At 57.3% G+C, this 26,961-nt stretch carries 18 protein-coding genes; 14 read left to right on the top strand and 4 right to left on the bottom strand.

Annotated features, from left to right (window positions below; genetic code table 11):
• The first annotated feature begins 118 nt into the window (after positions 1 to 118).
• A complete protein-coding gene (locus ACQRAX_RS00610) occupies positions 119 to 1,792 on the top strand; it encodes an AMP-binding protein (RefSeq protein WP_412037678.1) in 1,674 nt (557 codons plus the stop codon).
• A gap of 73 nt (positions 1,793 to 1,865) precedes the next feature.
• On the opposite strand, the gene ACQRAX_RS00605 is transcribed toward ACQRAX_RS00610, so the two are convergent.
• Positions 1,866 to 2,033, bottom strand: a complete 168-nt coding sequence (locus tag ACQRAX_RS00605) for a hypothetical protein (RefSeq protein ID WP_412037679.1) — start codon at positions 2,031 to 2,033, stop codon at positions 1,866 to 1,868.
• 141 nt (positions 2,034 to 2,174) lie between these two features.
• Here ACQRAX_RS00605 and ACQRAX_RS00600 point away from each other — a divergent pair, with 141 nt between their 5' ends.
• The 7 genes from ACQRAX_RS00600 (at position 2,175) to ACQRAX_RS00570 (ending at position 16,072) form a co-directional block, all read left to right on the top strand.
• The gene (locus ACQRAX_RS00600) at positions 2,175 to 4,199 is read left to right on the top strand and encodes an alpha-1,4-glucan--maltose-1-phosphate maltosyltransferase (RefSeq protein ID WP_412037680.1); all 2,025 of its coding nucleotides are present in this window, start codon (positions 2,175 to 2,177) and stop codon (positions 4,197 to 4,199) included.
• A 13-nt stretch (positions 4,200 to 4,212) separates the two neighbouring features.
• The gene (gene treS, locus ACQRAX_RS00595; protein WP_412037681.1) at positions 4,213 to 7,524 is read left to right on the top strand and encodes a maltose alpha-D-glucosyltransferase; all 3,312 of its coding nucleotides are present in this window, start codon (positions 4,213 to 4,215) and stop codon (positions 7,522 to 7,524) included.
• Positions 7,525 to 9,735, top strand: coding sequence for a 1,4-alpha-glucan branching protein GlgB (glgB, locus tag ACQRAX_RS00590; RefSeq protein WP_412037682.1), 2,211 nt, complete (start codon positions 7,525 to 7,527; stop codon positions 9,733 to 9,735).
• A 347-nt stretch (positions 9,736 to 10,082) separates the two neighbouring features.
• Complete coding sequence (locus ACQRAX_RS00585; protein ID WP_045183789.1) at positions 10,083 to 10,601, top strand: Hcp family type VI secretion system effector; 519 nt, start codon at positions 10,083 to 10,085, stop codon at positions 10,599 to 10,601.
• A 71-nt stretch (positions 10,602 to 10,672) separates the two neighbouring features.
• On the top strand, positions 10,673 to 12,724 hold the full coding sequence (locus tag ACQRAX_RS00580) for a type VI secretion system tip protein VgrG (protein WP_412037683.1): 2,052 nt from the start codon (positions 10,673 to 10,675) through the stop codon (positions 12,722 to 12,724).
• Entirely contained in the window at positions 12,721 to 13,554 is an 834-nt protein-coding gene (locus ACQRAX_RS00575; RefSeq protein ID WP_412037684.1) for a DUF4123 domain-containing protein, read from the top strand. Before ACQRAX_RS00580 ends, ACQRAX_RS00575 begins: the two co-directional genes overlap by 4 nt.
• 19 nt (positions 13,555 to 13,573) lie before the next feature.
• Positions 13,574 to 16,072 (top strand): LysM peptidoglycan-binding domain-containing protein, encoded by a 2,499-nt coding sequence (locus tag ACQRAX_RS00570; RefSeq protein ID WP_412037685.1) that lies wholly within the window; start codon positions 13,574 to 13,576, stop codon positions 16,070 to 16,072.
• Between the two features lie 40 nt (positions 16,073 to 16,112).
• On the opposite strand, the gene ACQRAX_RS00565 is transcribed toward ACQRAX_RS00570, so the two are convergent.
• The 3 genes from ACQRAX_RS00565 to ACQRAX_RS00555 all read right to left on the bottom strand — a co-directional run bounded on the left by ACQRAX_RS00565 (position 16,113) and on the right by ACQRAX_RS00555 (position 19,798).
• Complete coding sequence (locus tag ACQRAX_RS00565; RefSeq protein ID WP_274072467.1) at positions 16,113 to 17,105, bottom strand: formylglycine-generating enzyme family protein; 993 nt, start codon at positions 17,103 to 17,105, stop codon at positions 16,113 to 16,115.
• A gap of 378 nt (positions 17,106 to 17,483) precedes the next feature.
• The gene (locus ACQRAX_RS00560; RefSeq protein ID WP_412037686.1) at positions 17,484 to 18,476 is read right to left on the bottom strand and encodes a formylglycine-generating enzyme family protein; all 993 of its coding nucleotides are present in this window, start codon (positions 18,474 to 18,476) and stop codon (positions 17,484 to 17,486) included.
• Between the two features lie 281 nt (positions 18,477 to 18,757).
• Entirely contained in the window at positions 18,758 to 19,798 is a 1,041-nt protein-coding gene (locus ACQRAX_RS00555; RefSeq protein ID WP_412037687.1) for a formylglycine-generating enzyme family protein, read from the bottom strand.
• Positions 19,799 to 20,096: 298 nt separating this feature from the next.
• On the opposite strand from ACQRAX_RS00555, the gene tssA reads away from it, so the two are divergent.
• From tssA to tssG, 6 genes are all read left to right on the top strand, one after another.
• The gene (tssA, locus tag ACQRAX_RS00550; protein ID WP_412037688.1) at positions 20,097 to 21,653 is read left to right on the top strand and encodes a type VI secretion system protein TssA; all 1,557 of its coding nucleotides are present in this window, start codon (positions 20,097 to 20,099) and stop codon (positions 21,651 to 21,653) included.
• A 33-nt stretch (positions 21,654 to 21,686) separates the two neighbouring features.
• Complete coding sequence (tssB, locus tag ACQRAX_RS00545) at positions 21,687 to 22,190, top strand: type VI secretion system contractile sheath small subunit (protein WP_045190485.1); 504 nt, start codon at positions 21,687 to 21,689, stop codon at positions 22,188 to 22,190.
• 29 nt (positions 22,191 to 22,219) lie between these two features.
• Positions 22,220 to 23,695, top strand: coding sequence for a type VI secretion system contractile sheath large subunit (tssC, locus tag ACQRAX_RS00540; protein ID WP_045190487.1), 1,476 nt, complete (start codon positions 22,220 to 22,222; stop codon positions 23,693 to 23,695).
• Positions 23,696 to 23,702: 7 nt separating this feature from the next.
• A complete protein-coding gene (tssE, locus tag ACQRAX_RS00535) occupies positions 23,703 to 24,110 on the top strand; it encodes a type VI secretion system baseplate subunit TssE (protein WP_045190488.1) in 408 nt (135 codons plus the stop codon).
• A gap of 92 nt (positions 24,111 to 24,202) precedes the next feature.
• Complete coding sequence (gene tssF, locus ACQRAX_RS00530; protein WP_412037689.1) at positions 24,203 to 25,990, top strand: type VI secretion system baseplate subunit TssF; 1,788 nt, start codon at positions 24,203 to 24,205, stop codon at positions 25,988 to 25,990.
• Positions 25,954 to 26,961, top strand: a complete 1,008-nt coding sequence (gene tssG, locus ACQRAX_RS00525; protein WP_412037690.1) for a type VI secretion system baseplate subunit TssG — start codon at positions 25,954 to 25,956, stop codon at positions 26,959 to 26,961. Before tssF ends, tssG begins: the two co-directional genes overlap by 37 nt.

Genomic DNA, 26,961 nt, shown 5'->3' with positions numbered 1-26,961 from the left:
ACGTAAACCTGAGTCCCATCACTGTCAATCTCGCCATGACCTTTACGTTAACGTAAATATAAGCCAGAGTAAGACCCGCTTGAATCAGCTCCCAGAACAACCACAACAAGGGATCGCCATGAATCAACCGAGCTATACCCAGGGGCGCCAGGACAAGCCCTTGCTGGCCATGACTATCGGCCAGGCGTTCGACAATACGGTGTCACGCTTCGCCGACCGCCAAGCGCTGGTGGTACGCCACCAGCAGTTGCGCTACAGCTGGCAGCAATTGGCTGACAGCGTCGATGTGCACGCCCGGGCGCTGATGGCCCTGGGGCTCAAGACTGGAGATCGTCTGGGTATCTGGGCGCCCAACTGCGCGCAGTGGTGCATTGCCCAGTTCGCCAGCGCCAAGATCGGCGTGATTCTGGTCAATATCAACCCGGCCTATCGCACCAGCGAGCTTGAGTATGTGCTCAAACAGTCAGGCTGCCAGTGGCTGATCTGTGCCGGGGCGTTCAAGACTTCCGATTACCACGCCATGCTCGCCGAGTTGTTGCCCGAGCTTGGCGCCCAGGCGCCGGGTAACCTGCACAGCGAAAGGCTGCCGCAGTTGCGCGGCTTGATCAGCCTGGATGCCACGCCGCCAGCTGGCTTCCTGCCCTGGGTGCAGTTGGCGGCGCTGGCCGAGCACATCGAACCGGGTGATTACCAAGCCCGCCAGCTCAGCTTGCAGTTCGACCAACCGGTGAACATCCAGTACACCTCCGGTACCACCGGCTTCCCCAAGGGCGCGACCCTCAGTCACTACAACATCCTCAATAATGGCTACATGGTCGGTGAGAGCCTGGGCCTGAATGAGCAGGACCGCATGGTCATCCCGGTGCCGTTGTATCACTGCTTCGGCATGGTCATGGGCAACCTGGGCTGCGTCACTCATGGCACCACGATGATCTACCCCAACGATGCCTTCGACCCCTTGTTGACCCTGGACGCCGTCGCCCAAGAGCGGGCAACCGCACTGTATGGCGTGCCGACCATGTTCATCGCAATGCTTGACCACCCGCAACGCAGTACCTTCGACCTGTCCAGCTTGCGTACCGGCATCATGGCCGGGGCGACCTGCCCGATCGAAGTGATGCGTCGGGTGATCGACCAGTTGCACATGAGCGAAGTGCAGATCGCCTACGGCATGACGGAAACCAGCCCGGTGTCGCTGCAGACCGGCCCGGATGATGAACTGGAACTGCGCGTGACCACGGTCGGGCGCACCCAGCCGCAGCTGGAGAGCAAGATTGTCGACGAACAGGGTTGTATCGTCCCGCGTGGGCAAATCGGTGAACTGTGCACCCGCGGTTACAGTGTGATGCTCGGCTACTGGGATAATCCTGAGGCTACGCACGAATCCATCGATCCTGCGGGGTGGATGCACACCGGTGACCTGGCGACCATGGACGAAGCCGGCTACGTGTGCATTGCCGGGCGCAATAAAGACATGATTATCCGCGGTGGTGAAAACATCTATCCGCGAGAGCTAGAGGAGTTTTTCTTCACCCACCCGGCGGTGGCCGATGTGCAGGTCATCGGTATTCCTGATCAGCGCTATGGCGAGGAAATTGTCGCCTGGATCAAGTTTCACCCCGGTCGCAGTGCCAGTGAAATTGAGTTGCAGCAGTGGTGCAAGAGCCGCATTGCCCACTTCAAGACGCCGCGCTACTTCCGCTTTGTCGATGAATTTCCGATGACGGTGACCGGCAAGGTGCAGAAGTTCAGGATGCGTGAAATCAGTATCGAAGAGCTCTGCAGCCGCTGAAACCAAGGGTGTACGAGCGGATGAATCCGCTTGTACCCGGCCAAGGCCGCGTCTCCCTCCGGGCAGGCGCAGGCTATGCTTTCGCTTTCACCGGCGGCTCGTCACTGGGCGGGTCGCCCACGGTGGGCGGCACTGTCGGTTTGATCGGCAGTTCATCGGGCTCTTCATCCGGCACCGCAGGTGGCAGCGTCGGGTCGTCGATATTCGGATCGGGCGTTTCTGCCGGGATGGGAATGTTCATGGCCTGACCTCGCAGGGGTTGTGGATGAGTAAGCTCAGTTTTTTTCGACTCCACAGAGCGCCATTCGCTCATTTTTTTTGAACCCCACGCCGTCACTCCGCTCTGAACTCTTACGCCTACCTCGTAACGGAGCAAGGATCGATGACCCGCGATGAGCCCTTCGAAACTGACCGTGTAGCCGCGGCAAACGATCATCCCGACCAGGCCATCAGCCTGTCTCAAGCGCTATTGCAGCCCAGAATAGTGATCGAGAACACCCAGCCGTTGCTCGACGGTGGTCTGTTCGCGGTCAAGGCCGTGGTCGGTGAACCGGTGCAGGTGAGCAGTAAGGTCTATGCCGACGGCCATGACAGCTTGGCAGTGATGCTCAATTGGCGGCAGGCCCAGAGTCGGCGCTGGCACTGCGTGCCCATGGTGTTTGCCGGCAACGACCTGTGGCAAGCCGACTTCACCGTCATCGAACAGGGGCGTCATCTGTTCAGCATCGAGGCCTGGATCGATCCCTTCGCCACCTACTGCCATGACCTGGAGAAGAAGTTCACCGCCGGGGTGCCCGTGCCCTTGGAATTGCTGGAGGGCCTGCAGTTACTGGAACAGAATATCGAGCGCAGCCAGGGTCTATTGCGCGAGCAACTGCAGACGCTGCACGACACCCTGACGACCCTCACGCCCGAAGCGCAAGTTGCGCAGTTGCTGCACGCCGATACCGCTGTACTGATGCGCGAGGCCGATCACCGTACGTTCCTGAGCCGCAGCCCGGAGTATCCGCTGGATGTCGAACGGCGTGAGGCATTGTTCGCCAGCTGGTACGAGCTGTTTCCCCGCTCAATTACCGACGATCCTGCGCGCCACGGCACCTTCAATGATGTGCATGAACGTCTGCCGATGATCCGCGACATGGGCTTTGACGTGTTGTATTTCCCGCCCATCCACCCTATCGGCAAGCGTCACCGCAAGGGCCGCAACAATGCCTTGCAGGCCGAGCCGGAGGATCCGGGCAGCCCTTACGCCATTGGCAGCGAGGAGGGCGGGCACGAGGCCATCCACCCGCAATTGGGCAGCCGTGAGGATTTTCGTCGGCTGGTCGCCACTGCCGCCGAGCATGGCTTGGAGATTGCCCTGGACTTTGCCATTCAGTGCTCGCAGGACCACCCTTGGCTAAAAGAGCATCCTGGGTGGTTCTCCTGGCGGCCGGACGGCAGTATTCGCTACGCCGAGAACCCGCCGAAAAAGTACCAGGACATCGTCAATGTCGACTTCTATGCCGCCGAGGCCGTGCCGTCGCTGTGGTTGGCGCTGCGCGACGTGGTGCTTGGCTGGGTGCAGGAAGGGGTGAAGATGTTTCGCGTCGACAACCCGCACACCAAGCCATTGCCGTTCTGGCACTGGTTGATCGCCAACATCCGCAGCCAGCACCCGGAAGTGATCTTCCTGGCCGAAGCCTTCACTAAACCGGCGATGATGGCGCGCCTGGGTAAGGTGGGCTACTCGCAGAGCTACACCTACTTCACCTGGCGCAACACCAAGGCCGAGCTGCAAAGCTACTTTGAGGAGCTCAACCAGCCGCCCTGGCGCCATTGCTACCGGCCGAACTTTTTCGTCAATACCCCGGACATCAACCCGTTCTTCCTGCATGAGTCCGGCCGCGCCGGTTTTCTCATCCGCGCTGCACTGGCGAGCATGGGCTCGGGGCTGTGGGGCATGTACTCGGGCTTCGAGCTGTGCGAGGCAACGCCAATCCCCGGTAAGGAGGAGTACCTGGATTCCGAGAAATACGAGATCCGCCCGCGGGACTTCACTCAACCGGGCAACATCATTGCCGAGATTGCCCAGCTAAACCGCATCCGTCGGCACAACCCGGCGCTGCAGACGCACCTGGGCGTAGCCTTCTACAACGCCTGGAACGACAACATCCTGTACTTCGGCAAACGCACCGCCGAACGCGACAACTTCATCCTCATTGCCATCAGCCTCGACCCGCACAACGCCCAGGAGGCGTACTTTGAGCTACCACTGTGGGAGTTGGGCCTGGATGACAACGCCGACACCTTCGGTGAAGACCTGATGACCGGCCACCGCTGGACCTGGCATGGCAAGACCCAATGGATGCGCATCGAGCCCTGGCACCTGCCGTTTGGTATCTGGCGTATCGAAAAAGCCCTCTAGAAAGGAGTCGAACATGGCCAAACGTAGCCGCCCGGCAGCCTTTATCGACGACCCACTGTGGTACAAAGACGCGATCATCTACCAGGTGCACGTCAAATCGTTCTTCGATTCAAACAACGACGGCATCGGTGACTTTCCAGGCTTGATCGCCAAGCTCGACTACATCGCCGAACTGGGCGTCAACACCCTCTGGCTGCTGCCGTTCTATCCGTCGCCACGCCGAGACGACGGTTACGACATCGCCGAGTACAAGGCCGTACACCCCGACTATGGCACTCTTGGCGATGTGAAACGCTTTATCAGCGAGGCGCACAAGCGTGGCCTGCGGGTGATCACCGAACTGGTCATCAACCACACCTCGGACCAGCACGCCTGGTTTCAGAAGGCCCGTCACGCCAAGCCCGGGAGCAAGGCCCGGGACTTCTACGTGTGGTCCGACAGTGACCAGAAATACGACGGCACGCGGATCATTTTCCTCGATACCGAGAAGTCCAACTGGACCTGGGACCCGGTGGCCGGCCAATACTTCTGGCACCGCTTCTATTCGCACCAGCCCGACCTGAACTTCGACAACCCGCAAGTGCTCAAGGCGGTGATCGGGGTGATGCGTTACTGGCTCGACCTGGGGGTCGATGGCTTGCGCCTGGATGCCATCCCGTACCTGATCGAGCGCGACGGCACTAACAACGAGAACCTGCCCGAGACCCATCAGGTGCTCAAGCAGATTCGCGCCGAGATCGACGCCAATTATCCCGACCGCATGCTCCTGGCCGAAGCCAACCAGTGGCCGGAGGATACCCAGTTGTATTTCGGTGAAGGGCAGGGTGATGAATGCCACATGGCCTTTCACTTCCCGTTGATGCCGCGCATGTACATGGCCGTCGCCCAGGAAGACCGCTTTCCAATCACCGACATCCTGCGCCAAACCCCGGAGATTCCCGCCAACTGCCAGTGGGCGATCTTCTTGCGTAACCACGATGAACTGACCCTGGAGATGGTCACTGATCGCGAGCGCGATTACCTGTGGAACTACTACGCCGAGGACCGCCGGGCGCGCATCAACCTCGGCATACGTCGCCGCCTGGCGCCGCTGTTGCAACGCGACCGGCGGCGGGTGGAGTTGCTCAGCAGTCTGCTGTTGTCGATGCCCGGTACACCGACCCTGTACTACGGCGATGAAATCGGCATGGGTGACAACATTTATCTCGGCGACCGCGACGGCGTGCGTACCCCCATGCAATGGTCGATCGACCGCAACGGCGGGTTCTCCCGCGCCGACCCGGCGCGCTTGGTGCTGCCGCCGATCATGGACCCGCTGTATGGCTTTGCCTCGGTCAATGTCGAAGCCCAGGCCCATGACCCGCATTCGCTGCTGAACTGGAACCGCCGTCTGCTGGCAGTGCGCAAACAGCAGAAGGCCTTTGGTCGAGGCAGCTTGAAAATGCTCTCGCCGAGTAACCGCCGGATCCTCGCTTACCTTCGTGAATACAATGGGCCTGATGGCAGCAGCGAGATCATTCTGTGTGTCGCCAACGTCTCGCGTGCCGCCCAGGCGGCCGAGCTGGAACTGTCGCAGTACGCCGACATGGTGCCGGTGGAGATGCTCGGCGCCAGTGCCTTTCCGCCGATTGGCCAATTGCCGTTTTTGCTGACCTTGCCGCCGTACGGCTTTTACTGGTTTCTGCTGGCGCCCAAGGACCAGATGCCCAGCTGGCATCAGGAACCGGCGCAAAGCCTGCCGGAATTCACCACCCTGGTGTTGAAAAAGCGCATGGAGGAACTGCTCGACGCCCCGGCGCGCGACACCCTGCAAGACAATATCCTGCCCCAGTACCTGCCCAAACGCCGCTGGTTCGCTGGCAAGGAAAGCCGTATCGAGCAGGTACGCATCGCTTACGGCGTGCGCTTTGGGGCCCTGACCAGCCCGGTGCTGCTGAGTGAGATAGAGATCAGCAGTGGCGGTCACAGCAACCGTTACCAGCTACCGTTCGGCCTGATTGCAGAGGAGCATATCAACAGTGCAGCTCCGCAGCAGTTGGCCTTGGCGCGGGTGCGTCGTGGACGGCAGGTGGGGCTGATCACCGATGGCTTCGTCCTCGAAAGCTTTATCCGCGCCGTGCTGTTCGCCTGCCACGAAGGCACGCGCCTGCCGTGCACCGAAGGCGAGTTGCAGTTCAATGCTACCGAACAGCTGGCCGCCCTCAATTTGGGTGAGGACGCCCAGGTGCGCTACCTCTCGGCCGAACAATCGAACAGTTCAGTGGTGGTCGGTGGCAGCCTGGTGCTCAAGCTGATCCGTCGGGTTAACCCCGGCGTGCACCCGGAACTGGAAATGAGTGCGTGCTTGACCGCTGCCGGTTTTGCCAACATCTCGCCGTTGTTGGGTTGGGTCAGCCGTGTCGATGCCCAGCAGCAACCGCACTTGTTGATGATTGCCCAGGGCTATTTGAGCAATCAGGGCGATGCCTGGGACTGGACCCAGAACAACCTCGAACGGGCGATTCGCGACGAGCTGGAACCCGGCGAACCGGCACTGGATGCCCACACCGATGCCCTGCAGGACCTGGCCGATTTTGCCGCCTTGTTGGGCCAGCGCCTGGGTGAGATGCATCTGTTGCTGGCAGCACCCAGCAAGGATCCGGCCTTCCAGCCGCGCCCCAGCAGCGCCCGCGATTGTCAGGCCTGGGGCAAGCAGATCAGCGCGCAACTGACCCGCGCGCTGGACCTGCTCAAGCAACATCGCGCTGAACTCGACAGCGAAAGCCAGTCGCTGATCGATGACCTGCAGCAGCAACGCAAAGAGCTGCTGGCCACTGTCGTGGAACTGAGCAAACAAGCCCAGGGTGGCTTGTTGATGCGCGTGCATGGTGATCTGCACCTGGGCCAGGTGCTGGTGGTGCAGGGCGACGCCTACCTGATCGATTTCGAGGGCGAGCCGGCCCGGCCACTGGACGAGCGCCGGGCCAAGCACAGCCCCTACAAGGATGTTTCCGGCGTATTGCGATCCTTCGACTATGCTGCTGCCATGGTGCTGCGCAGTGCCTCCAGTGTCGACCTCTCGGACAGTGCCCGCCAGGCACGTCAGCGCGTCGCCAGGCGTTATCTGCACCAGGCCCGGCATGCCTTTGTCGAGGCCTATGGGCTGGCCACCGCGGCCATGCCGCATGCCTGGGAACACGCCGACGGCGAGCGAGCGGCACTGGAACTGTTCAGCCTGGAAAAGGCCGCCTACGAGATCCTGTATGAAGCCGAAAACCGCCCAAGTTGGCTGGCCGTGCCTTTGCATGGCCTGCATGGCCTGACAAGTACCTGGGGAGAACGTTAAATGAATCATCGTAAGCGCGAGGAAGGCGGGCTGGGGCATCGGGACAGCGACGCCCTGGTCAGGGCCGAGCATACCGACCCGTTCGCTGTGCTCGGCCCGCACCCTGATGGTGCTGGCGGCCAGTTTGTCCGCGCCTATCTGCCCAACGCCTTGAGTGTTCAGGCGCTGGCTCGGGACGATGGCCGAGTACTGGGAGAGCTGGAGCAAGAGCCGGTTCCGGGGCTGTTCATCGTGCACCTGGCAGAGCAACAGCCTTACCTGCTGCGCATCAACTGGGCCGGCGGCGAACAGATAACCGAAGACCCCTACAGCTTTGGGCCGCAGCTCGGAGAGATGGACCTCTACCTGTTTGCCGAAGGCAATCACCGTGATTTGTCCGCTAGCATGGGTGCGCAGCCGATCCAGGTGGAAGGCATCGAGGGTGTGCGCTTTTCGGTGTGGGCACCAAATGCCCGGCGGGTGTCGGTGGTCGGTGACTTCAACAACTGGGACGGACGTCGCCACCCGATGCGTCTGCGTCATCCGTCCGGGGTCTGGGAGTTGTTCGTGCCGCGCCTGGGCGCTGGCGAAGCCTACAAGTACGAAGTGCTGGGCCGCGAAGGCATCCTGCCGCTCAAGGCTGACCCATTGGCACGGGCCACCGAGTTGCCACCGAGCACCGCCTCACGGGTGGCCGGCCCGCTGGCCCATGCCTGGCAAGACCAGCAGTGGATGCAACAGCGGGGCGAGCGTCAGGCGACCAACGCGCCACTGTCGATCTATGAACTGCACGCCGGGTCCTGGCAGTGTGAGCTGGATGACACTGGCGAAGTGGCACGCTTCTTCAACTGGCGCGAGCTGGCGGAGCGCCTGGTGCCGTATATCCAACAGATGGGTTTTACCCATATCGAACTGATGCCAATCATGGAGCATCCGTTCGGTGGCTCCTGGGGTTACCAGCCGCTGTCGATGTTCGCACCGACCGCGCGCTATGGCTCGGCAGAGGATTTCGCTGCCTTCGTGGATGCCTGTCACCAGGCCTCGATCGGCGTGATTCTCGACTGGGTGCCGGCGCATTTCCCCACCGATACCCATGGCCTGGCGCGTTTCGATGGCACCGCACTGTATGAATACGACAACCCGCTCGAAGGCTTCCACCAGGACTGGGACACGCTGATTTACAACCTCGGTCGCACCGAAGTGCACGGCTTCATGCTGGCTTCGGCGCTGCACTGGCTCAAGCACTTTCATATCGATGGCTTACGTGTCGATGCTGTGGCTTCGATGCTCTATCGCGACTATTCGCGCAAAGCCGGTGAATGGGTGCCCAACCGCCATGGTGGCCGCGAGAACCTCGAGGCTATCGAATTTCTGCGCCACCTTAACGACGTCGTCGCTATCGAAGTGCCGGGTGCGCTGGTGATTGCCGAAGAGTCCACGGCCTGGCCCGGCGTCAGCCAGCCGACTCAGCAGGGCGGTTTGGGTTTTGCCTACAAATGGAACATGGGCTGGATGCACGACACCTTGCACTACATCCAGAATGACCCGATCCACCGAACCTATCACCACAACGAAATGAGCTTCGGCCTAATCTATGCGTACTCCGAGCATTTCATCCTGCCGATATCCCACGATGAAGTGGTGCATGGCAAGCATTCACTGATCGACAAAATGCCCGGTGATCGCTGGCAGAAATTCGCCAACCTGCGGGCCTACCTGACCTTCATGTGGGCTCATCCGGGTAAAAAATTGCTGTTCATGGGCTGCGAGTTTGGTCAATGGCGCGAGTGGAACCATGACAGTGAACTGGACTGGTACCTGCTCAAGTACCCCGAACACCTGGGGGTTCAGCGCTTGGTCGCTGACTTGAACCGGCTGTACCGTGAAGAGCGCGCACTGCACGAACAGGACTGCCTGCCCCAGGGCTTTCAGTGGCTGATCGGCGATGATGCGCAAAACAGCGTTTACGCCTGGTTGCGCTGGAGCGTCAGCGGTGAGCCACTGCTAGTGGTGGCCAACTTTACCCCGGTGCCACGGGAGGGGTACCGCATTGGCGTGCCGTTTGGTGAGCGTTGGGTCGAGGTGCTTAACAGTGATGCCGAAAGCTATGCCGGGTCCAACTATGGCAACCTCGGGGAGGTGGTGAGTGAAACGCTGCCCAGTCATGGTCAACCGTTGTCGTTGGGGTTGAATTTGCCGCCGCTGGGGGTGTTGGTTTTGCGGCCGCGGTGAGTGGTCGGTCTGCTTCTATGGTGAGGGGAGCGTGGAAGGTCAAGGGTATAACGCACTGCGCAACTTCTTGCGCACTCAAATGTAGATAACGACCCCTGTTCGCCCCTGTAAGCCACGGCCCACGTGGCTTACAGGCGAGTGCGCAACTTCTTGCACAGTACTGCGCAAGAAGTTGCGCACTTTTCAGGGCTTTTCCCTGTTGAGCGTGACTCCAACTCAGGTAATAAGTGCTGCAGGCCCCGGTTTATAAGGCGTGAGCAACTTATGGCATGACCCTTGTATGCGGTACAGGTACCCGCTGGGTGATTTTACCCACCGGGCACCTCTATTTTCAGCAAGGAGCATTCATGGCTACCCCCGCATACATGTCCATCACCGGCACCAAACAAGGTTTGATCACCGCCGGTGCTTTCACCGCCGATTCGGTTGGCAACACCTACCAGGAAGGTCATGAAGACCAGGTCATGGTTCAGGGCTTTCAGCATGAAGTGATCATTCCGCGTGATCCGCAGTCCGGCCAACCCACCGGCCAGCGCGTACACAAGCCTGTGGTCATCACCAAGGTCTTCGACAAGGCGTCGCCACTGCTGCTGGCGGCCCTGACCTCCGGTGAGCGCCTGACCAAGATCGAAATCCAGTGGTACCGCACCTCGGCTGCCGGCACTCAGGAGCATTACTACACCACGGTCCTGGAAGACGCGATCATCGTCGACATCAAGGACTACATGCACAACTGCCAAGACCCCTCCAACGCGCACTTCACTCACCTGGAAGACGTGCATTTCACGTACCGCAAAATCACCTGGACCCACGAAGTGGCCGGCACCTCTGGCTCGGATGACTGGCGTACTCCGGTCGTTGGTTAAGTAGCGTCAATCATGCATGGGCCGACGTTGCGTTGGCTCATGCGCTATTTTCCCAGCTTAAGGACAAGCCTATGTTTGTGTCGGCTAATACCGCGCATTTCGAGCTATTGATTCCCACGGTTCGCAATGATTTCCAAGTCCTGGCGTTTGAAGGCACGGAAGCCCTCAGCCGCTTGTACGCGATCCGTATTGAGCTGGTCAGCGAGTACCCTGACCTTGATCTTGAAAGCCTGCTCAGCCAGCCGGCGTTTTTGCGCTTTGGCCTGAATGGCGAAGGCCTGCATGGGCGCATCGAAGATGTTCGGGGCGGTGACTCCGGCCAACGCCTGACCCGTTACCAGCTGACCCTGGTACCGGCGCTGCACTACTTGCAGTTCAGCCACAATCAGCGGATTTTCCAGCAACTGACCGTGCCACAGATCGTTGCCCAGGTGCTCAAGGGCCATGGCATTCAGGCCGATGCCTTTACCTTTCATGTCCGCAACAGTCCCACGCGTGAATACTGCACTCAATACCTGGAATCGGACTACGATTTCGTGCAAAGGCTGTGCAGCGAAGAAGGGATTGCCTGGCACCATCAACACAGCCCGGATGGCCATCACCTGGTGTTCACCGACGACCAGACTTTTTTCCCCACCCTGAACCCTGTCCCCTACCAGCAAGGCACCGGGCTGGTTGCGGAGCAGCCGGTGGTCAGCCAGTTCTACAGGCGCTTGAGCACCCGCACCAGCACGGTGACCCGGCGTGACTACGACCTCAAGCGCCCCAGCCTGCTGCTGGAAGCCCAGTTCACCGCCGAGTTCACACCGGCCCTCGAAGACTATCGCTTCCCTGAGCTGCTTGAAACTGAAAACCGCGGCAGACAGCTAGCCCGCCTGGCGCTGGAACGCCATCGCAGTGACTATCAATTGGCCGAAGGTCAAAGCGATCAGCCGTTTCTGCGCAGCGGCCACTTTTTCAAGCTCACCGAGCACCCGCGTCAGGCTTACAACGACTTGTGGCTATTGCGTAGCGTGACGCACGAAGGCAAGCAGCCACAGGTGCTTGAGGAGTCAGTGGGCAGCGATGTCCAGCCTGCCGACGGTTTTACCCAGGGCTATCGCAACAGCTTCAGTGCCACCCCCTGGGATGTGTTTTACCGTCCGCCACTGGTCACCCGCAAGGCGGTGCTGGTCAGCCAGACCGCCCGGGTCACCGGGCCTGCAGGCGAGGAGATTTATTGCGATGAATACGGCCGGGTCAAGGTCGAGTTCCATTGGGACCGCGCCGAGCTCAACAGCGACAAGAGCAGTTGCTGGTTACGCGTGTCGTCCAGCTGGGCGGGGGTGGGCTTTGGTGCGGTGACTATTCCGCGCATCGGCATGGAAGTGCTGGTGACCTTTCTCGAAGGCGATCCCGACCGGCCGTTGATTACCGGCTGCGTGGCCAACAAGCTCACCTCCGTACCCTATCCTTTGCCAGCCAACAAGACAAAAACCGTACTGCGTAGCCGCAGCACGCCGGACGGCAGTGGCTACAACGAACTGTCGATTGAGGACCGCAAAGGTCAGGAGTTGATCTACCTGCGGGCCCAGCGCGACCTGGAACACAAGATCGAGAATGACAGCCGCCTGGAAGTCGGTAACGAACGCCGGGAAACCATCAAAGGCAATAGCATCGCGGTGTTGGAGGGCGAAGACCAGCGCACCGTCACGGCGGATCGAAAGACCGAACTCAAGGCCAACGACTACCTGCAGATTGCCAGCAGCAGCCATACCCGGGTCGGGCAAGCGCTGGTGGTTGAAGCCGGCCAGCAAGTCCATCTCAAAGCAGGCGCCAACCTGATTCTTGATGCCGGGGCCAGTATCACCTTGAAAGGCGGTGGTCAGCACATCGTCATAGGCCCCGGCGGCATTTTCAGCAGCACTGAAATTCAACTTGGTGGCGCACCTGCCGCCGGCGCGTCTGCGATTCCGGCGCTGCCAGGGTTGCTTGGAAGTCTGTCGGCGCCCGTGGCACTGCCGCTCCCAGCACTGGCGTTATACCAGGAGCAATCGGTGGCCGGTGCTCTGCTGCCCCTTCCGGGCTGCCAACTCGATGCAACTGGTCAATGCCCAATCCACCCTAAAGGCGAAACGACATGATCAAACCCACCGCGTCGCCCTTTAAGGTCCCTGTAGCACCGGGAATCCTGTGCGTGGTGCTGGATGCAAGTTTTGATTCGAACTTGCAGATTCATATCGAGCAGGCGGAAAACCACGCTGCGCAGTGCTGCATTCCTCTATTCGACAATACGCCCTATACAACTTTGCAAGCTGCCGGTCCTTTCGCGTTGCTGTGTCCGCAACCCGGAGCGTTACTGGCGTATGCCAGTGCGTTGCTTGAACAGGCCGATGCCGGCTGTGTGGCCTACCTCAAGGATGAACAATCCATCAAGCAAGCCGTTGACCATTGGCGCAGTCTGCTCACCGTCAGCACCGACGATTCGCCCGCCCAGATGATGCGTTTTTTTGAACCGCGCTGGCTGGAGCCGTTGCTGAGCAGCCTGGATGAAACCGAGCTAGCGCAATTCATGGGGCCGGTCACAGACATCGTCTGGCGCAACGAACTGGGCTGGCGTCATCAGGCTCATCCACATCTCCCACTAGAGCCCGAAGTTCAAGCCTCAGGGTGGTTGCACCTGGGGCACAAGCGCCAAGCTGTTATGGATCAGCAGCGCTTGAAGGTGCTGGCCGGACGCTTTGCTCAGGACTATCAGGCGGCATTGCCCATCCCCGACCCAGTGACTTTTGTGTACCGACAGCTCCGAGCAGCCCAGCAAGCAGGGTATCTGCAACTGGCCGAGCAGGAGCGTTGGTTACGTCTGTCGCTGAGCAAAGGCGATGACTTCTGGAGTCGATCCCCGCATAGCGAATGGCTGGCTCGTGAAGACCTGAGTCTTGGCGACAAGCTGGTTGGGCTTGAGTGTCTTTGAATCACAAGGATGATGATGCATGAGCAGCACTTACACGGTTAAACATGGCGATACCCTAGGGCAAATTGCCCAACGACATGGGGCTAAAGTATCTGAAATCCAGGCGCTTAACCCGATCATTGGTGACCCTAACCACATCAAAGCCGGATGGGAGTTAAAGCTTCCCGGCGCCGCGTCAAAACCTGAACTACCGCCACCGATGCATGCGCATAGCACTACGTCGATTGCGCTCAAGGGGCAGGCCGAATGTGACGAGGAACTGGTTGACGTCGCCCACATTACTGGCGAGCCGCATTTCTATGTACTGACCGCCAAACAGTCCAAAGCACTGAAGCAGGAAATCAACGCGGTGCAGAAGCTCATGGATGAACTGCATCAGAACCTGGCTAAAGCCTTGCCTGCCCTGCAGTGCAAGAAGCCTCAGGCCCCCATGGCCAGTTGCACCTGTGCGGGGTGCGTCAAAGATGCCTGGGCGCAGAAAGCCGAAGGCGCCGGGTTGCTGGTACGCGAGACCAAGCCGCAGCCCACCACAATCGCGCCCCTCACCACTGACAAAGACCTGCAGGGCCGCCTGGCGACCTTACAGCAAGCGCGTGATTGGTATCAGGATTACAAGCCCAGTGCTTTGAGGACCACGCAATTTGAATCCAACTGGAAGTCCTTGCAGAACAAGAAAGTCCTGGAGCTGGATCAGGAAATCGGCAAACTCCGCGCCGAACTGGCGGCACAGCGAGCACCCGAGCCGGAAGACAGTTTCAGCACTGCCAATAGTGCGGCGCCCGACTTGAGACATGGCATGGGGAGGAGCTTTGAGCGTCAGCAAGGCAAGCAAACCAAGACTGGCATTAACGTAGTGGAAATCATCCTGTTCAGCGACCCCACCCGGCGCCACTACATCTCGATCCCGTACCGCGAAACCACCTCCTGGAAGGTTCGCGCCTCAACGCGGATTATGGCTGGCAAACCGTTCAACAAGCAGCTGGCCACTGACTTGATTAAAGACATCAAGGAGGCGATCGGAAAAGGGCGCAAGACGGGTCCGTTGGGCAGCCTGGAGCTGAAGCTCAGCAGCTGGAACAGCAAGGAGGACAACCTGCTCAACACGCTGCATCAGGAAGTATCCTGGACCTCTAACCAGAGCGACGCCGCCCCCTATGCCGTAACGGCAGAAGCCCACGCCCTGCGTTTCGCGGCCAGCGCCAGTGCCGGGGTGAACAACTGGAGCCCCAAGGCAGGCAGTATTGAGGTGGGGATTAAAGGCAGTGCGGCCTTTTCGCTGGCGGAGGCTTCGGCTTCGCTGAATTCGTACTTCCCCGACCAGGGCGGTTATGTCGCGAACATGGCGTATCGAAATGCCTTGGGTAAGGAAGTGCTGCATCCCGTGGGCGTGTTTCGCCTGAGTGGCAAGTTGGAGTTTTCGTGTTTTGTCGGTGCCAAGTTACAGGGGGAAGCTGGGGTTAAAACGCAATACAAACCGAGTGAACGTCCGGCAGGTGCAACGGGACTGCTCGGCACTCCAACCATGGACGTCGGCCCGAGTGGCAATATTGGCGTCAAGTGCGAAGCGTTTGCTGGCGCTCAAACGGGTGGTGCTCTCAGCGGTTCCTTTGATTGGGTTGCACCAGATAAACAAGGGTTGGGGAAAGCTTTTGTCGGGCAGGCGAATGCCAGCAGCAATTGGGTTCCGCTGGCTGTGGTTAAAGCGGAAGGGAATGCTGCTTTGGGGGTGGGTGCTAGTGGTGAGTTTGGTATCAGCGTTATGGACAACCGATTAGCGTTTAACTGCAGAGGGTCTGTGGTTCTGGGTCCAGGTGTCGGCGGTGGGTTTTCCACGATGGTGGATGTTGAGCAGGTCGGAAAGCTGACCTTGTTGATCTGCAACGGATTGGCTGATATGGATTACAGGTACCTGTTGGGAGTTACGAAGGAGGCATTTAACTATGTGGCTTCAGGTCTGTATCAAGTCGCAACATCACCCGTAAACGTCGCTAATCAAGCGTTCAATGACAGAGTCAACGCGATGAGCCTATGGTGGGAAAATCGTACGGCAACTCAGGTTGAGGCGAAAAATTTGGCAGGCTATGTAGTTAAGCATAAAACCGAAAAAGTTATGACGGTTCAGGGCCAACCCCTGCCTTTTCGATTACTCCCGCCCGAAACGCTAGGCTCAATGGTCTATATCCTGACCGAAGGTTTTGTCGAGAGCTTTAATGAACTGCAGGAAGAGGCGCTGGTTATTTTGTTGTCCGAGATCCGCAGTTGGCGGCAGTTTATCGAAGTGCTCGAGCATTGCTCGCCCAAAGCAGAGAAGGTTAATGCGATGAAAAGTCTCGAGCGGATTAACTCCTTGCTAGATGGTTACGAACAAAATCAGTTTAATCGTTTTATTGATAACTTGGCTATTAATAAATCTATTGGGGGTTCGGCTAGGTTGGCTTGGAGCCCAAGCAATGCTTGGCGAAAGGAGAAAATATTGCTGGCTGCGCGTAACAGTGGCCGGTTTGATGGATTGGCTTAAAGTTGTTGATAAAGGCGCTTAAGTGCGCCTTTGTTTGAAGTCAGAACGGTTTTTCTGACTGAATAGCGCAGCGAAAACTGACGCCAGGGTAGTAGTCATTTTGTATCGGCTCAGCACTCCAGCGGCGGACGGTGCTGGCGCTCAGAAGGGGATCTTCTAGTACATTTGTTCCGCGCCATACCCGTTCGTTACCTGTAATTGGTCCTTGAGGATTCTCGACCGGTGAATGTCGGTAATAATCTTTGTCGTACCAGTCGTTAACCCAATCCGTCGCATTGCCAGAGAGATTATAAATTCCGAGTTTGTTAGGAATGAAGCTGTCTACTGGGAAAGTTCTCGTTTCATCAGGTCTAGGAAAGTTTCGGTCGTAATTCAAGCTACCGTTGTCGGTGGGGAACGCGAAAAATTGACCGCGATTGCGGGCCGCATATTCCCATTGTGCCTCAGTGGGTAGATCTACCGGATAACCGCTCAGATTACCTAACCAACCGCAATAGTCCTTGGCTTCTTGCCAGCTACGGGTGGGAGCGGGAAGGTTGGGTTGATAACGGAACTGTAAATCCTCACGCTGGCGTAATTTTTTGTCAAAGAGCGGTTTTCCCTGCGCGATGAAAAACAGGTCAAAATCCCCTAGTGTTGTTTGAAATTTTGACAGGTGGTAGTTTCTTAACTTAACGAGATGAACGAATTTATTATCAGTGCCCATACTGATGGGCCCCATCCGTTTTGGGTCCACCCCGCATGGCCAATCGCATAAGTTTGATGGATCATCATCGTGCGGCCAACCAAAATCCCCCATCTGAAATTCACCCCCTTCGACAAACACCATGTTGTCTAAAGACTGCACCACGGTGGCGAGTAGCTTGCTGCGTAGCTCAGTGGAAAGCTTTGGATATTTCTGTTCGATGGTTGCAGCAATCTGAACGACCTTGTCCGAGGAAAGTTTTTGGCTTTTAGGAAGTGGTATCGATTGGGCCTGGCAGCCTACTAGCACTAGTAACGCGCAGAGGGGTAATGTGATTGTTCTTGCCACAGAATGTCCTTATGCATGTGAAGTGGGTGAGTGCGTCGTTTCATTAACTTTAGCATGGCGCCTATGAATAAAATATTCAACCAGCTTGTAGTGGGCGCGATTTGTGGCGGCTGTATTGGTTTTTCGTATTTTCCATTTCAGTTGATTCCTACTGATCTGTCAGAATTGTCTTTCTGGTTTTATATTGGCATTCGGTCTGAGGTTTTTATTAGTTGTTTGCTTGGTTTCAAGAATTTCCGTCCGAAGCGATAGGCCCGATGGTCAATCAGCTGGCCGATCCGTCGGCCAGGGTGTCGTGGAAGCCAAGCAATGCTTGGTGTAAGGAGAAAGCTTTACTAGTGGGCTGTTTTATGGCTTGGCTTAGAAATAATGACGCGTTTAAAATGTGCTTTCTGGTTGTATTGAACAGCGAAAGCTCACAGTAGGGTAGTAATCCTTTTGTATCGGATCAACGCCCCAGCGGCGGACAGTACTGGCGCTCAGAAGCGGGCCTTCTGCCACATATGCACCTCGTCTAATTCGTTGGGTCCCCGTATCTGGACCTTGCGGATTCTCGACAGGTGAAGAACGGTAATAGTCTTTGTCGTACCAGTCATTGACCCAGTCCGTCGCATTGCCCGAAAGGTTGTAGATTCCCAGCGGATTAGGGGCAAATCTATCGACTGGGAATGTGTCCAGTTCGCCGGGGGCGGGGAAATTTCGCCCGTAGTTTAAACTGCCATTATCAGTAGCAAACACCACGTGCTGGCCGCGATTTCGAGCAGCATACTCCCATTGTGCTTCAGTCGGTAGATCCACGGCATGTCCACTCAATTGCCCTAGCCAGCCGCAGTAGTCCTTAGCCTCTTGCCAACTTCTAGTAGGCGCGGGAAGGTTTGGTTGAAAGAGATCCTGCAAATCTGCACGCCTTCTATACTCTGTGTCGAATAGTGGCTTGCCGTGAACAGTAAAAAATAAATCGAAGTCTTCAAGCTTGACTTGAAGTTTCGATAGGTAGTAACTGCTCAATTTAACAGGGTGAACGAAGTCGTCATCCCCAAACGGGGTGATACGCCCCATCCGCTCTGGCTCTACCCCGCATGGCCAGTCACATAAATTTGCAGGGTCATCATCATACGGCCATCCAAAATCCCCCATCTGAAATTCACCCCCTTCGACAAACACCATGTTGTCTAAGGACTGCACCACGGTGTTGAGTAGCTTGCCGCGTAGCTCGGTGGAAAGCTTTGGATATTTCTGTTCGATGGTCGCAGCGATTTGAGCGACCTTGTCAGAGGAAAGCTTTTGGCTTTTAGGAAGTGGTATCGACTGCGCCTGGCAGCCCGCCAGGACTAGTAATACGCAGAGGGGTAATATCGTTTTTCTTGCCACAGGACTCCTGCTGTTCTCTCAGAATTGTCTATTTGATTTTGTTTCTGCTTTCTGTCCGAAGTCTTTATTAGTTATTCGCTTGGTTTCAAGAGCTTTCGCCCGAAGCGCTATGCCTATGTGCTGACCGATCCGTCGGCCAAGGTGTCGTGGAAGCCAGCCATGCTTGGCGTAAGGAAAACGTGTTGCTAGCAGCTCGTAAAAGTGGGCGGTTCGATAGCTTAGCTTAGGATGAGTGAGGTGTTTAAAAATAAAGGCGCTTTTTAGCACCTTTGCATTTAAAGTTAAAATGCTTTTTCTGACTGTATTGAACAGCGAAAACTTAAAGTGGGGTGGTAATCTTTTTGTAGCGGCTCAACGCCCCAGCGACGGACGGCGCTAGCAGTCGCAATTGTATCTTCTAGTACACTCGTACCTCGTCGAATTCGTTGGGTGCCCGTGTCTGGTCCCTGTGGATTTTCGATGGGTGAATACCGATAATAATCCTTATCGTACCAGTCATTTACCCAGTCCGTCGCATTGCCCGAAAGGTTGTAGATACCCAGTGGGTTAGGGACAAATCTATCCACAGGAAATGTATCCATCTCGTCGGGTTCTGGAAAGTTTCGACCGTAGTTTAAACTGCCGTTATCAGTGGGGAACACCACATGGCGGCCTCGATTTCGAGCAGCATATTCCCATTGTGCTTCAGTCGGTAGGTCTACGGCATAACCACTCAATTGGCCTAACCAGTTGCAGTAATATTTGGCCTCTTGCCAGCTTTTAGTGGGCGCGGGAAGATTTGCTTGAAAGAGATATTGTAGGTCTTTGCGGCTTCTATATTCTGCATCGAATAGCGGCTTGCCGTGAACGGTAAAAAATAAATCGAAGTCCTGAAGTTTAACTTGGAATTTTGAAAGGTAGTAGCTGTTTAGTTTGACGGGGTGAACGAAGTCGTCATTTCCAAACATAGTGATGCGCCCCATCCGCTCTGGCTCTACCCCGCATGGCCACTCACATAAATTTGTAGGGTCATCATCATACGGCCAACCAAAATCCCCCATCTGAAATTCACCCCCTTCGACAAACACCATGTTGTCTAAAGACTGCACCACGGTGTTGAGTAGCTTGCTGCGTAGCTCGGTGGAAAGCTTTGGATATTTCTGTTCGATGGTTGCAGCAATCTGAGCGACCTTGTCCGGGGAAAGTTTTTGGCTTTTAGGAAGTGGTATCGATTGCGCTTGGCAGCCTGCCAGCAGCAGCGTGCAGAGAGGGAGTATGAATTTTCTTATCACCAGGATGTCCTTATGCATGTGAAGCAAAAAACGTTGATCGTCGCGTTTCAAATGCTCCAATATGGTTTCAGTGGCTAAGCTATTAAACCGAATTTGCTATGTCAATTCGGTTTTTGCAATGGCGCATCATTGCAAGTGAATCGGCTTCTATGCTCTCTCGTTGGGAAAAGTCCTACTCGTTTGTCAGAATCGTCTGATTGGGTTTTTTTCCATATCTATTTAGGCTTCTTCGAGCCCGATGCTGATCTTATTCGCAGGGGCGGGTTGTCGGGTGTCTCCGTTGATTCAAGTATCTTGAAGGCCGGGGATTGTAAAAATATTGATTTCCCTTCAATGGAAAAGCCAAGCGATGTCCTACTCAAATAAATTATCAACGCACTATTTTGAGCTCGCGAAGTCGGCTATTTGCAAACAGCGTTTTGCAGGTGAAGACGTCCGTTTTTCGAGCGAATTCGAAGCGTTGGAGCATGAGTTGGCTAAAGCTCAATCCATGCATGAGAGCGGGCAGACCGATTGGCTGAAAGTGCAGGAAATTGCTGAAGGGGTGCTCCGGACCCAGTCCAAGGATTTGCGGGTTGCAGCGTGGTTGACCTGGGCGCTGTACCAGTGTGAGCAATTCTCCGGCCTGGTAGCGGGCATGGCGATCTTGCATTACCTGTGCGACCAGCATTGGGCCGAGGTTCACCCTGTCAAACTGCGAACACGTGCCGCTGCCATCGGCTGGCTGGTGCCTCGTCTTGAACAGGTGCTGGCCGACAACGTCGCGATCAAGGGGCAGTTGCCGCTGTTTCGTCGCTTGGTGGAACACCTGGATGGCCTTGAAGCCGCGTTCACCGAGCACATGGGGGATGATGCGCCGCTGCTGTTGCCGGTGTGTCGGCGCTTGAAAACCATGGTTCAACGTGCTGCCGATAACCAGCCGGAACCGGGTGTCGTGGGTGCGGCAGTGGCGCAGGTTAAACAGGTTGCAGCCCAGTTGCTCACGCCTGGCGCGCCTATCGACAACGAGAAGGAAGCCCAGCGGGCCTTGCGTACCTTGCAGGAAAACGCTCGTCCGCTCAACGCCTGGTGGCTTAAGCAGAACGCTATCGATGCGCGTGCGCTGCGCTTGAACCGCACGATGCTGTGGCTGCCCATTGACGCCATTCCCGAGCGCAATGCCGAACAGATCACCGCATTGCGCGGGCTGCCAGCCGACAAGCTGAAAATCTTCCAGGAGCGCTTTGCCAATGGACAGTATGCCGATCTGTTGGTGGAGCTCGAAGCCAGTCTGGCCAGGGCACCTTTCTGGTTCGACGGCCAGCGTCTGGTCTGGGAGTGCTTGCAGGGCTTGAACGCCGATCAAGCGATGCGCGAAGTGGAATTTCACTTCGCCCTGTTGCTACAGCGACTGCCGGGTGTCATCGAGCTGCATTTTCACGATGGCACGCCTTTCGCCGATCCGTCCACCCGCGGCTGGATCAGCGCTCAGGTCATGCCCCATCTGCAAAGCGCTAGCGCGCCGCGCAAGGTCGAAGGCACTGCCGCCCAGCCGGCGTGGGAGGAAGCCCTCGACGCTGCGTTGCCGATCCTGCGTAAAGATGGCCTCAAGGTTGCCGTGCAGTTCCTCAAGCAAGGGTTGAACAGCGCCCGCGGCGCACGTGCGCGATTTCTCTGGCAGTTCAGCCTGGCCCGCTTGTGTTTCATGGCCAAAAAATACGAACTGGCCAAGACCCAGCTCGAAATCCTCGATCAAGAATTACAGGGCTCGGGCCTAGATGCCTGGGAGCCTGACCTTGCCCTGGAAGTGCTGCACCTGCTGCATAACTGCTGTGAGTTGTTGCCGCAGAACCACGCAGTGCGCGAACGCAAGGATGAGATTTATCGCAGGCTGTGCCACCTCGATCTCGAAGTGGTACTCGAATAGGCCCCTGGGCCAACAATCGCAAGGAAAAATGTCATGGCCAAAGAAGGCTCGGTAGCCCCCAAGGAACGCATTAACGTCACTTTCAAGCCCGCTACAGGCGCAGCTCACGAGGAGATTGAGCTGCCGTTGAAGCTATTGGCAATCGGTGATTACACCCAGCGCGCAGACGAGCGCAAGGTAGAAGACCGAAAGCCGATCAGCATCGACAAGGTGACCTTCGACGAAGTGCTCGCCAAGCAGGAACTGAGCTTGACCCTGAGCGTGCCCAACCGACTGCAGGAGGAGGGTGATACCGAAGAGCTGGCGGTCACGCTGCAGGTCAATTCGATGAAGGACTTCAACCCGGCCAGCCTGGTCGAGCAAGTGCCTGAGCTGAAAAAGCTGATGGAGTTGCGCGACGCATTGGTAGCCCTGAAGGGGCCGCTGGGTAACGCCCCTGCATTTCGCAAAGCTATCGAAGGCGTACTCGCCGACGACGAATCACGTGGTCGTGTGCTCGGCGAGCTGGGCCTGAACGCCGCAGCCCCAGAAGCCTGAGCCCTCCACCCGCCAAGGAAGCCAACGCAATGAGCACCCGCGCAGCACAACAGAACAGCAATCAAAGCGCCGAATACAGCATTCTCGACAGCATCATCGCCGAAACCCGCCTGACCCCGGATGACGAAGCCTATGGCATCGCCAAACGCGGTGTATCGGCCTTTATCGAAGAGCTGCTCAAGCCACAAAACAGCGGCGAGCCGGTCAAGAAGGCCATGGTTGACCGCATGATCGCCGAGATCGATGCAAAGCTCAGCCGTCAAATGGACGAAATCCTTCACCACGAACATTTCCAGTCCTTGGAATCAGCCTGGCGCGGCCTGCAGTTGCTGGTTGACCGCACCAACTTCCGTGAAAATATCAAGATCGAAATTCTCAACGTTTCCAAGCAGGACTTGTTGGACGATTTTGAAGATTCGCCAGAAGTGATGCAGGCCGGGCTGTACAAGCATATCTATACCGCTGAATACGGTCAGTTCGGTGGTCAGCCGGTCGGCGCAATCATCGCCAACTATTTCATGTCGCCAAGCTCGCCTGACGTGAAGCTGATGCAGTATGTATCCAGCGTTGCGTGCATGTCCCATGCACCGTTCATTGCCGCTGCCGGTCCGAAGTTCTTTGGCCTGGAAAGCTTCACTGGTCTGCCGGACCTGAAGGACCTGAAGGATCACTTCGAGGGGCCGCAGTTCACTAAATGGCAGAGTTTCCGCGAATCGGAAGACGCTCGCTACATTGGTTTGACCGTACCGCGTTTCCTCCTGCGTAACCCGTACGATCCGGAAGAGAACCCGGTCAAGTCCTTTGTCTACAAGGAAACCGTTGCCAACAGCCACGAGCACTACCTGTGGGGTAACACCGCCTACGCGTTCGGGACCAAGCTGACTGACAGTTTCGCCAAGTTCCGCTGGTGCCCGAACATCATCGGCCCGCAGAGCGGCGGTGCCGTAGAAGACCTGCCTCTGCACCATTTCGAAAGCATGGGCGAAATCGAAACCAAGATTCCGACCGAAGTTCTGGTCAGCGACCGTCGCGAATATGAACTGGCCGAAGAAGGTTTCATCTCCCTGACCATGCGCAAAGGCAGTGACAACGCGGCGTTCTTCTCGGCCAACTCGGTGCAGAAACCGAAGTTCTTCGGCATCAGTGCCGAAGGCAAGACCGCAGAGCTGAACTACAAGCTCGGTACCCAACTGCCGTACATGATGATTGTCAATCGCCTGGCTCACTACCTGAAAGTGCTGCAGCGCGAGCAACTGGGTTCGTGGAAAGAGCGCACCGATCTCGAGCTGGAACTCAATAAGTGGATACGTCAGTACGTTGCCGACCAGGAGAATCCGAGTGCCGAAGTACGTGGCCGACGTCCGTTGCGCGCTGCGCAGGTCATCGTCAGTGATGTGGAAGGTGAGCCAGGCTGGTATCGCGTCAGCCTGAACGTACGGCCACACTTCAAGTACATGGGCGCCGATTTCACCCTGTCGCTAGTGGGGAAGCTGGATAAAGAGTAACCCGGTGATGACTGGATACGGCAGCCTTTTCGAACGCTTGAGTGGCGAAGCCGGCAAACGTGCCGGCTGGAGCCGAGAGGCATGCGCCATGACATCGGTGACAGCCCATCTGAGCAAGATGCTAAGCACCCGGGCGGGCAGCGTGCAAACGCTGTCCGATTATGGGCTGCCGGATCTGAACGACATGCGCCTGAGTCTGCACGATGCCCTGAGCCAGGCGCGGCTGGCCATTGAAAACTTCATCGAAGCCTATGAGCCGCGCCTGAGCAATGTGCGTGTCGTTGCCCAGCCACGTGACCACGATCAGCTTCGCTTGTCTTTCAGCATCGAAGGCCTGCTGCAGGTTGAGGGATTCAAACGCCAGGTCAGTTTCATTGCGTGCTTGGATGCTAGCGGCCAGGTCAAGGTCATTTAAGTCAACGACGATAGCGGCCAACACCGAAGTCCGCTATTGCGATGGCTACTTATTTCACAACATTTACACCCACGAAAAGCAGGGAGCTGCGAGTGTCCTTCAACCACTACTACCAAAGCGAACTTACTGCGCTACGCCAGCTGGGTAGCCGTTTCGCTGAGCGTAGCCCAGCGTTGGCGCCGTTTCTCGGTCAGGCGGGACGAGATCCGGATGTGGAGCGCTTGCTTGAAGGTTTCGCCTTCCTGACTGGCCGCCTGCGACAGAAGCTTGATGATGAGCTGCCTGAACTGAGCCACTCGCTGATGCACCTGTTGTGGCCCAACTACATGCGCCCGTTGCCAGCGTTCAGCATCCTCCAGTTCGACCCGCTGGAACAGTCCGGGCCGGCCTTGCGCGTGGCGCGTGAAACGCCGGTGCAGAGCACGCTCATCGATGACGTGCAGTGCCGTTTCCGTACCTGCTACGCGACGGACGTCTTGCCGTTGAAGCTGGCGGCGTTGAACTACTCGGTGAAAGGCGACGGTGCATTGCTGTGCTTGCGCCTGGAGATGGGGTGCGATGGCCATCTGGGTGAGCTGGACCTGAGCCGTCTGCGCCTACACCTTGCTGGCGAGCGCTACATCAGCCAGATGCTTTACCTCAGCCTGTTGCGCAACCTCGAAGGGATTGAGCTGGTACCACTGGACGGGGAGGGTGAGCCCGTGTTGGGCGTCAGCGGCAATGCCTTGTCGTTCAAGCTGCCCGGCAGTCGCGTGCAGCCAGTGGGTTTTGCCGAGGAGGAGGCGTTGATCCCGTACCCGCTGAACACCTTCCGCGGCTATCGCTATCTCCAGGAGTATTTTGCCTTCCAGGACAAGTTCCTGTTTGTCGACCTGAACGGCTTGGATCTACTCAACTCCCTGCCGGAGGACACCCTCAAGCAGATGCACGGTCTGGAGGTGCGTTTCGACATTCGCAAAAGTGGTATCCAGCGTCTGCGACCGACGCTGGACAACGTGAAACTGTATTGCACGCCGATCGTCAATCTATTCAAGATTGACGCGCTGCCGATCCGCCTCGATGGCAAGCAAGACGAGTACCTGCTGCTGCCGGCTGAGTACGACCTGAAAACATGTGGCGTGTTTTCCGTGGAAGCGGTGACCGGTTGGCGGCCGGGCGGTCTGGGTTATCAGGAATATGTACCGTTCGAATCCTTTGAACATGACCCAAGTTTCGATGTTGCGGGAGACCGCCCGCACTACAGCATCCGCCAACGTTCCTCGTTGCTGCATGAGGGCCTGGACACCTACTTGAGCTTTGGCATCCGCCACACCGAAGCCGCTGAAACTCTGTCCATCGAGCTGATCTGCACCAATCAGAACCTGCCGCGCCGACTCGAGTCCGGCCAGATCAACCAGCGGTGTGAGCAAACCCCGGAGTTCCTTACCTTCCGCAACATCACCCCGGTGACCTCGAGTTACGCACCACCGCTCAATCGTGACTTCCTGTGGAAGCTGATAAGCAACATGTCGCTCAACTATTTGTCACTGGCCAATGTTGATGCACTCAAGGTGATTCTCGAAACCTATGACTTGCCGCGCTACTACGACCAGCAACTGGAAAAGGTCAGTAAACGCCTCTTGGACGGGCTCAAGTCAATCCGCCATGAACATGTCGACCGGCTGCATAGGGGCCTGCCGCTGCGCGGTTTGCGCACCGAGCTGACCATCGACCCGCAAGGTTATATCGGTGAGGGCGACTTGTTTGTCTTCGCCTCGGTTCTCAACGAGTTTTTCGCGCTTTACGCCAGTCTCAACTCGTATCACGAGCTGAGGGTAAAAAGTACGCAAGGAGAGGTGTACCAATGGACACCACGAATGGGTCTTCAGCCCCTGCTTTAAACGGGTTGACTCGGGTCATCCGCGAGTACTCGTTGTTTCAAGCCGTGCTGCTGGTGATGGATCGGCTGCGTGAGTCACATCCAGGCCTGAGTGAAGAGGATCTCTACGAGCAGTTGGAGTTCCAGGGCAATCCGAGCCTGGGTTTCCCTGGTAGCGATGTCGATCGCGTGGAGTTCTTCGAGGAGCATGGGCAGGTACGTGCGCGCCTGCGTTTTAACCTGATCGGGCTGTTCGGCTCTGGCTCGCCGCTGCCGGCGTTTTACGCAGAACAAGCCCTGGGTGACAGCGAAGACGGTAACCCGACGCGTACCTTTCTTGACCTGTTCCATCATCGCTTACAGCGGTTGATGCTGCCGATCTGGCGAAAGTACCGCTATCGCGCCAGCTTCAAGAGCGGCGCGCTCGACCCGTTTTCTGCCCAGCTGTTTGCCTTGATAGGCCTCGGTGGCGAAGAAATACGCAAGGCCGGCGAACTGAACTGGAAGCGTCTGCTGCCGTACCTCGGCTTGCTCAGCCTGCGAGCTCACTCGGCGGCACTGATCGAGGCCGTGCTGCGTTACTACTTCAAGCATGCCGAGCTGGTGATCGAGCAGTGCATCGAGCGCCGGGTGCAGATTCTCCAAGAACAACGCAACCAGTTGGGGCGTGCCAATAGCCAGTTCGGCGAAGACTTGGTGCTGGGCGAGCGGGTGCGCGATCGCAGCGGCAAGTTCCGCATCCATATCTACCAGCTCGACTGGCAACGCTTCCATGAATTTTTACCGATCGGTGTCGGCTACCAGCCGCTGTGCGCGCTGGTGCGGTTCACCTTGCGTGACCCGCTTGACTACGACATTCGCCTGGTTCTGCGCCAGGAAGAAATCCGTGAACTGTGCATCAGTGAGCAGAACACCTGTCGCCTCGGGTGGACCAGTTGGCTCGGCCGTGAACACGCGGACGGTGTGGTGACCCTCGGCAGCAAAATTCGTTAA

This window comes from Pseudomonas sp. UM16, assembly GCF_050312595.1.
Lineage (GTDB): Bacteria > Pseudomonadota > Gammaproteobacteria > Pseudomonadales > Pseudomonadaceae > Aquipseudomonas.
Note: the sequence above shows the minus strand (reverse complement) of the source record. Positions and strands in the feature narration are given on the sequence as shown.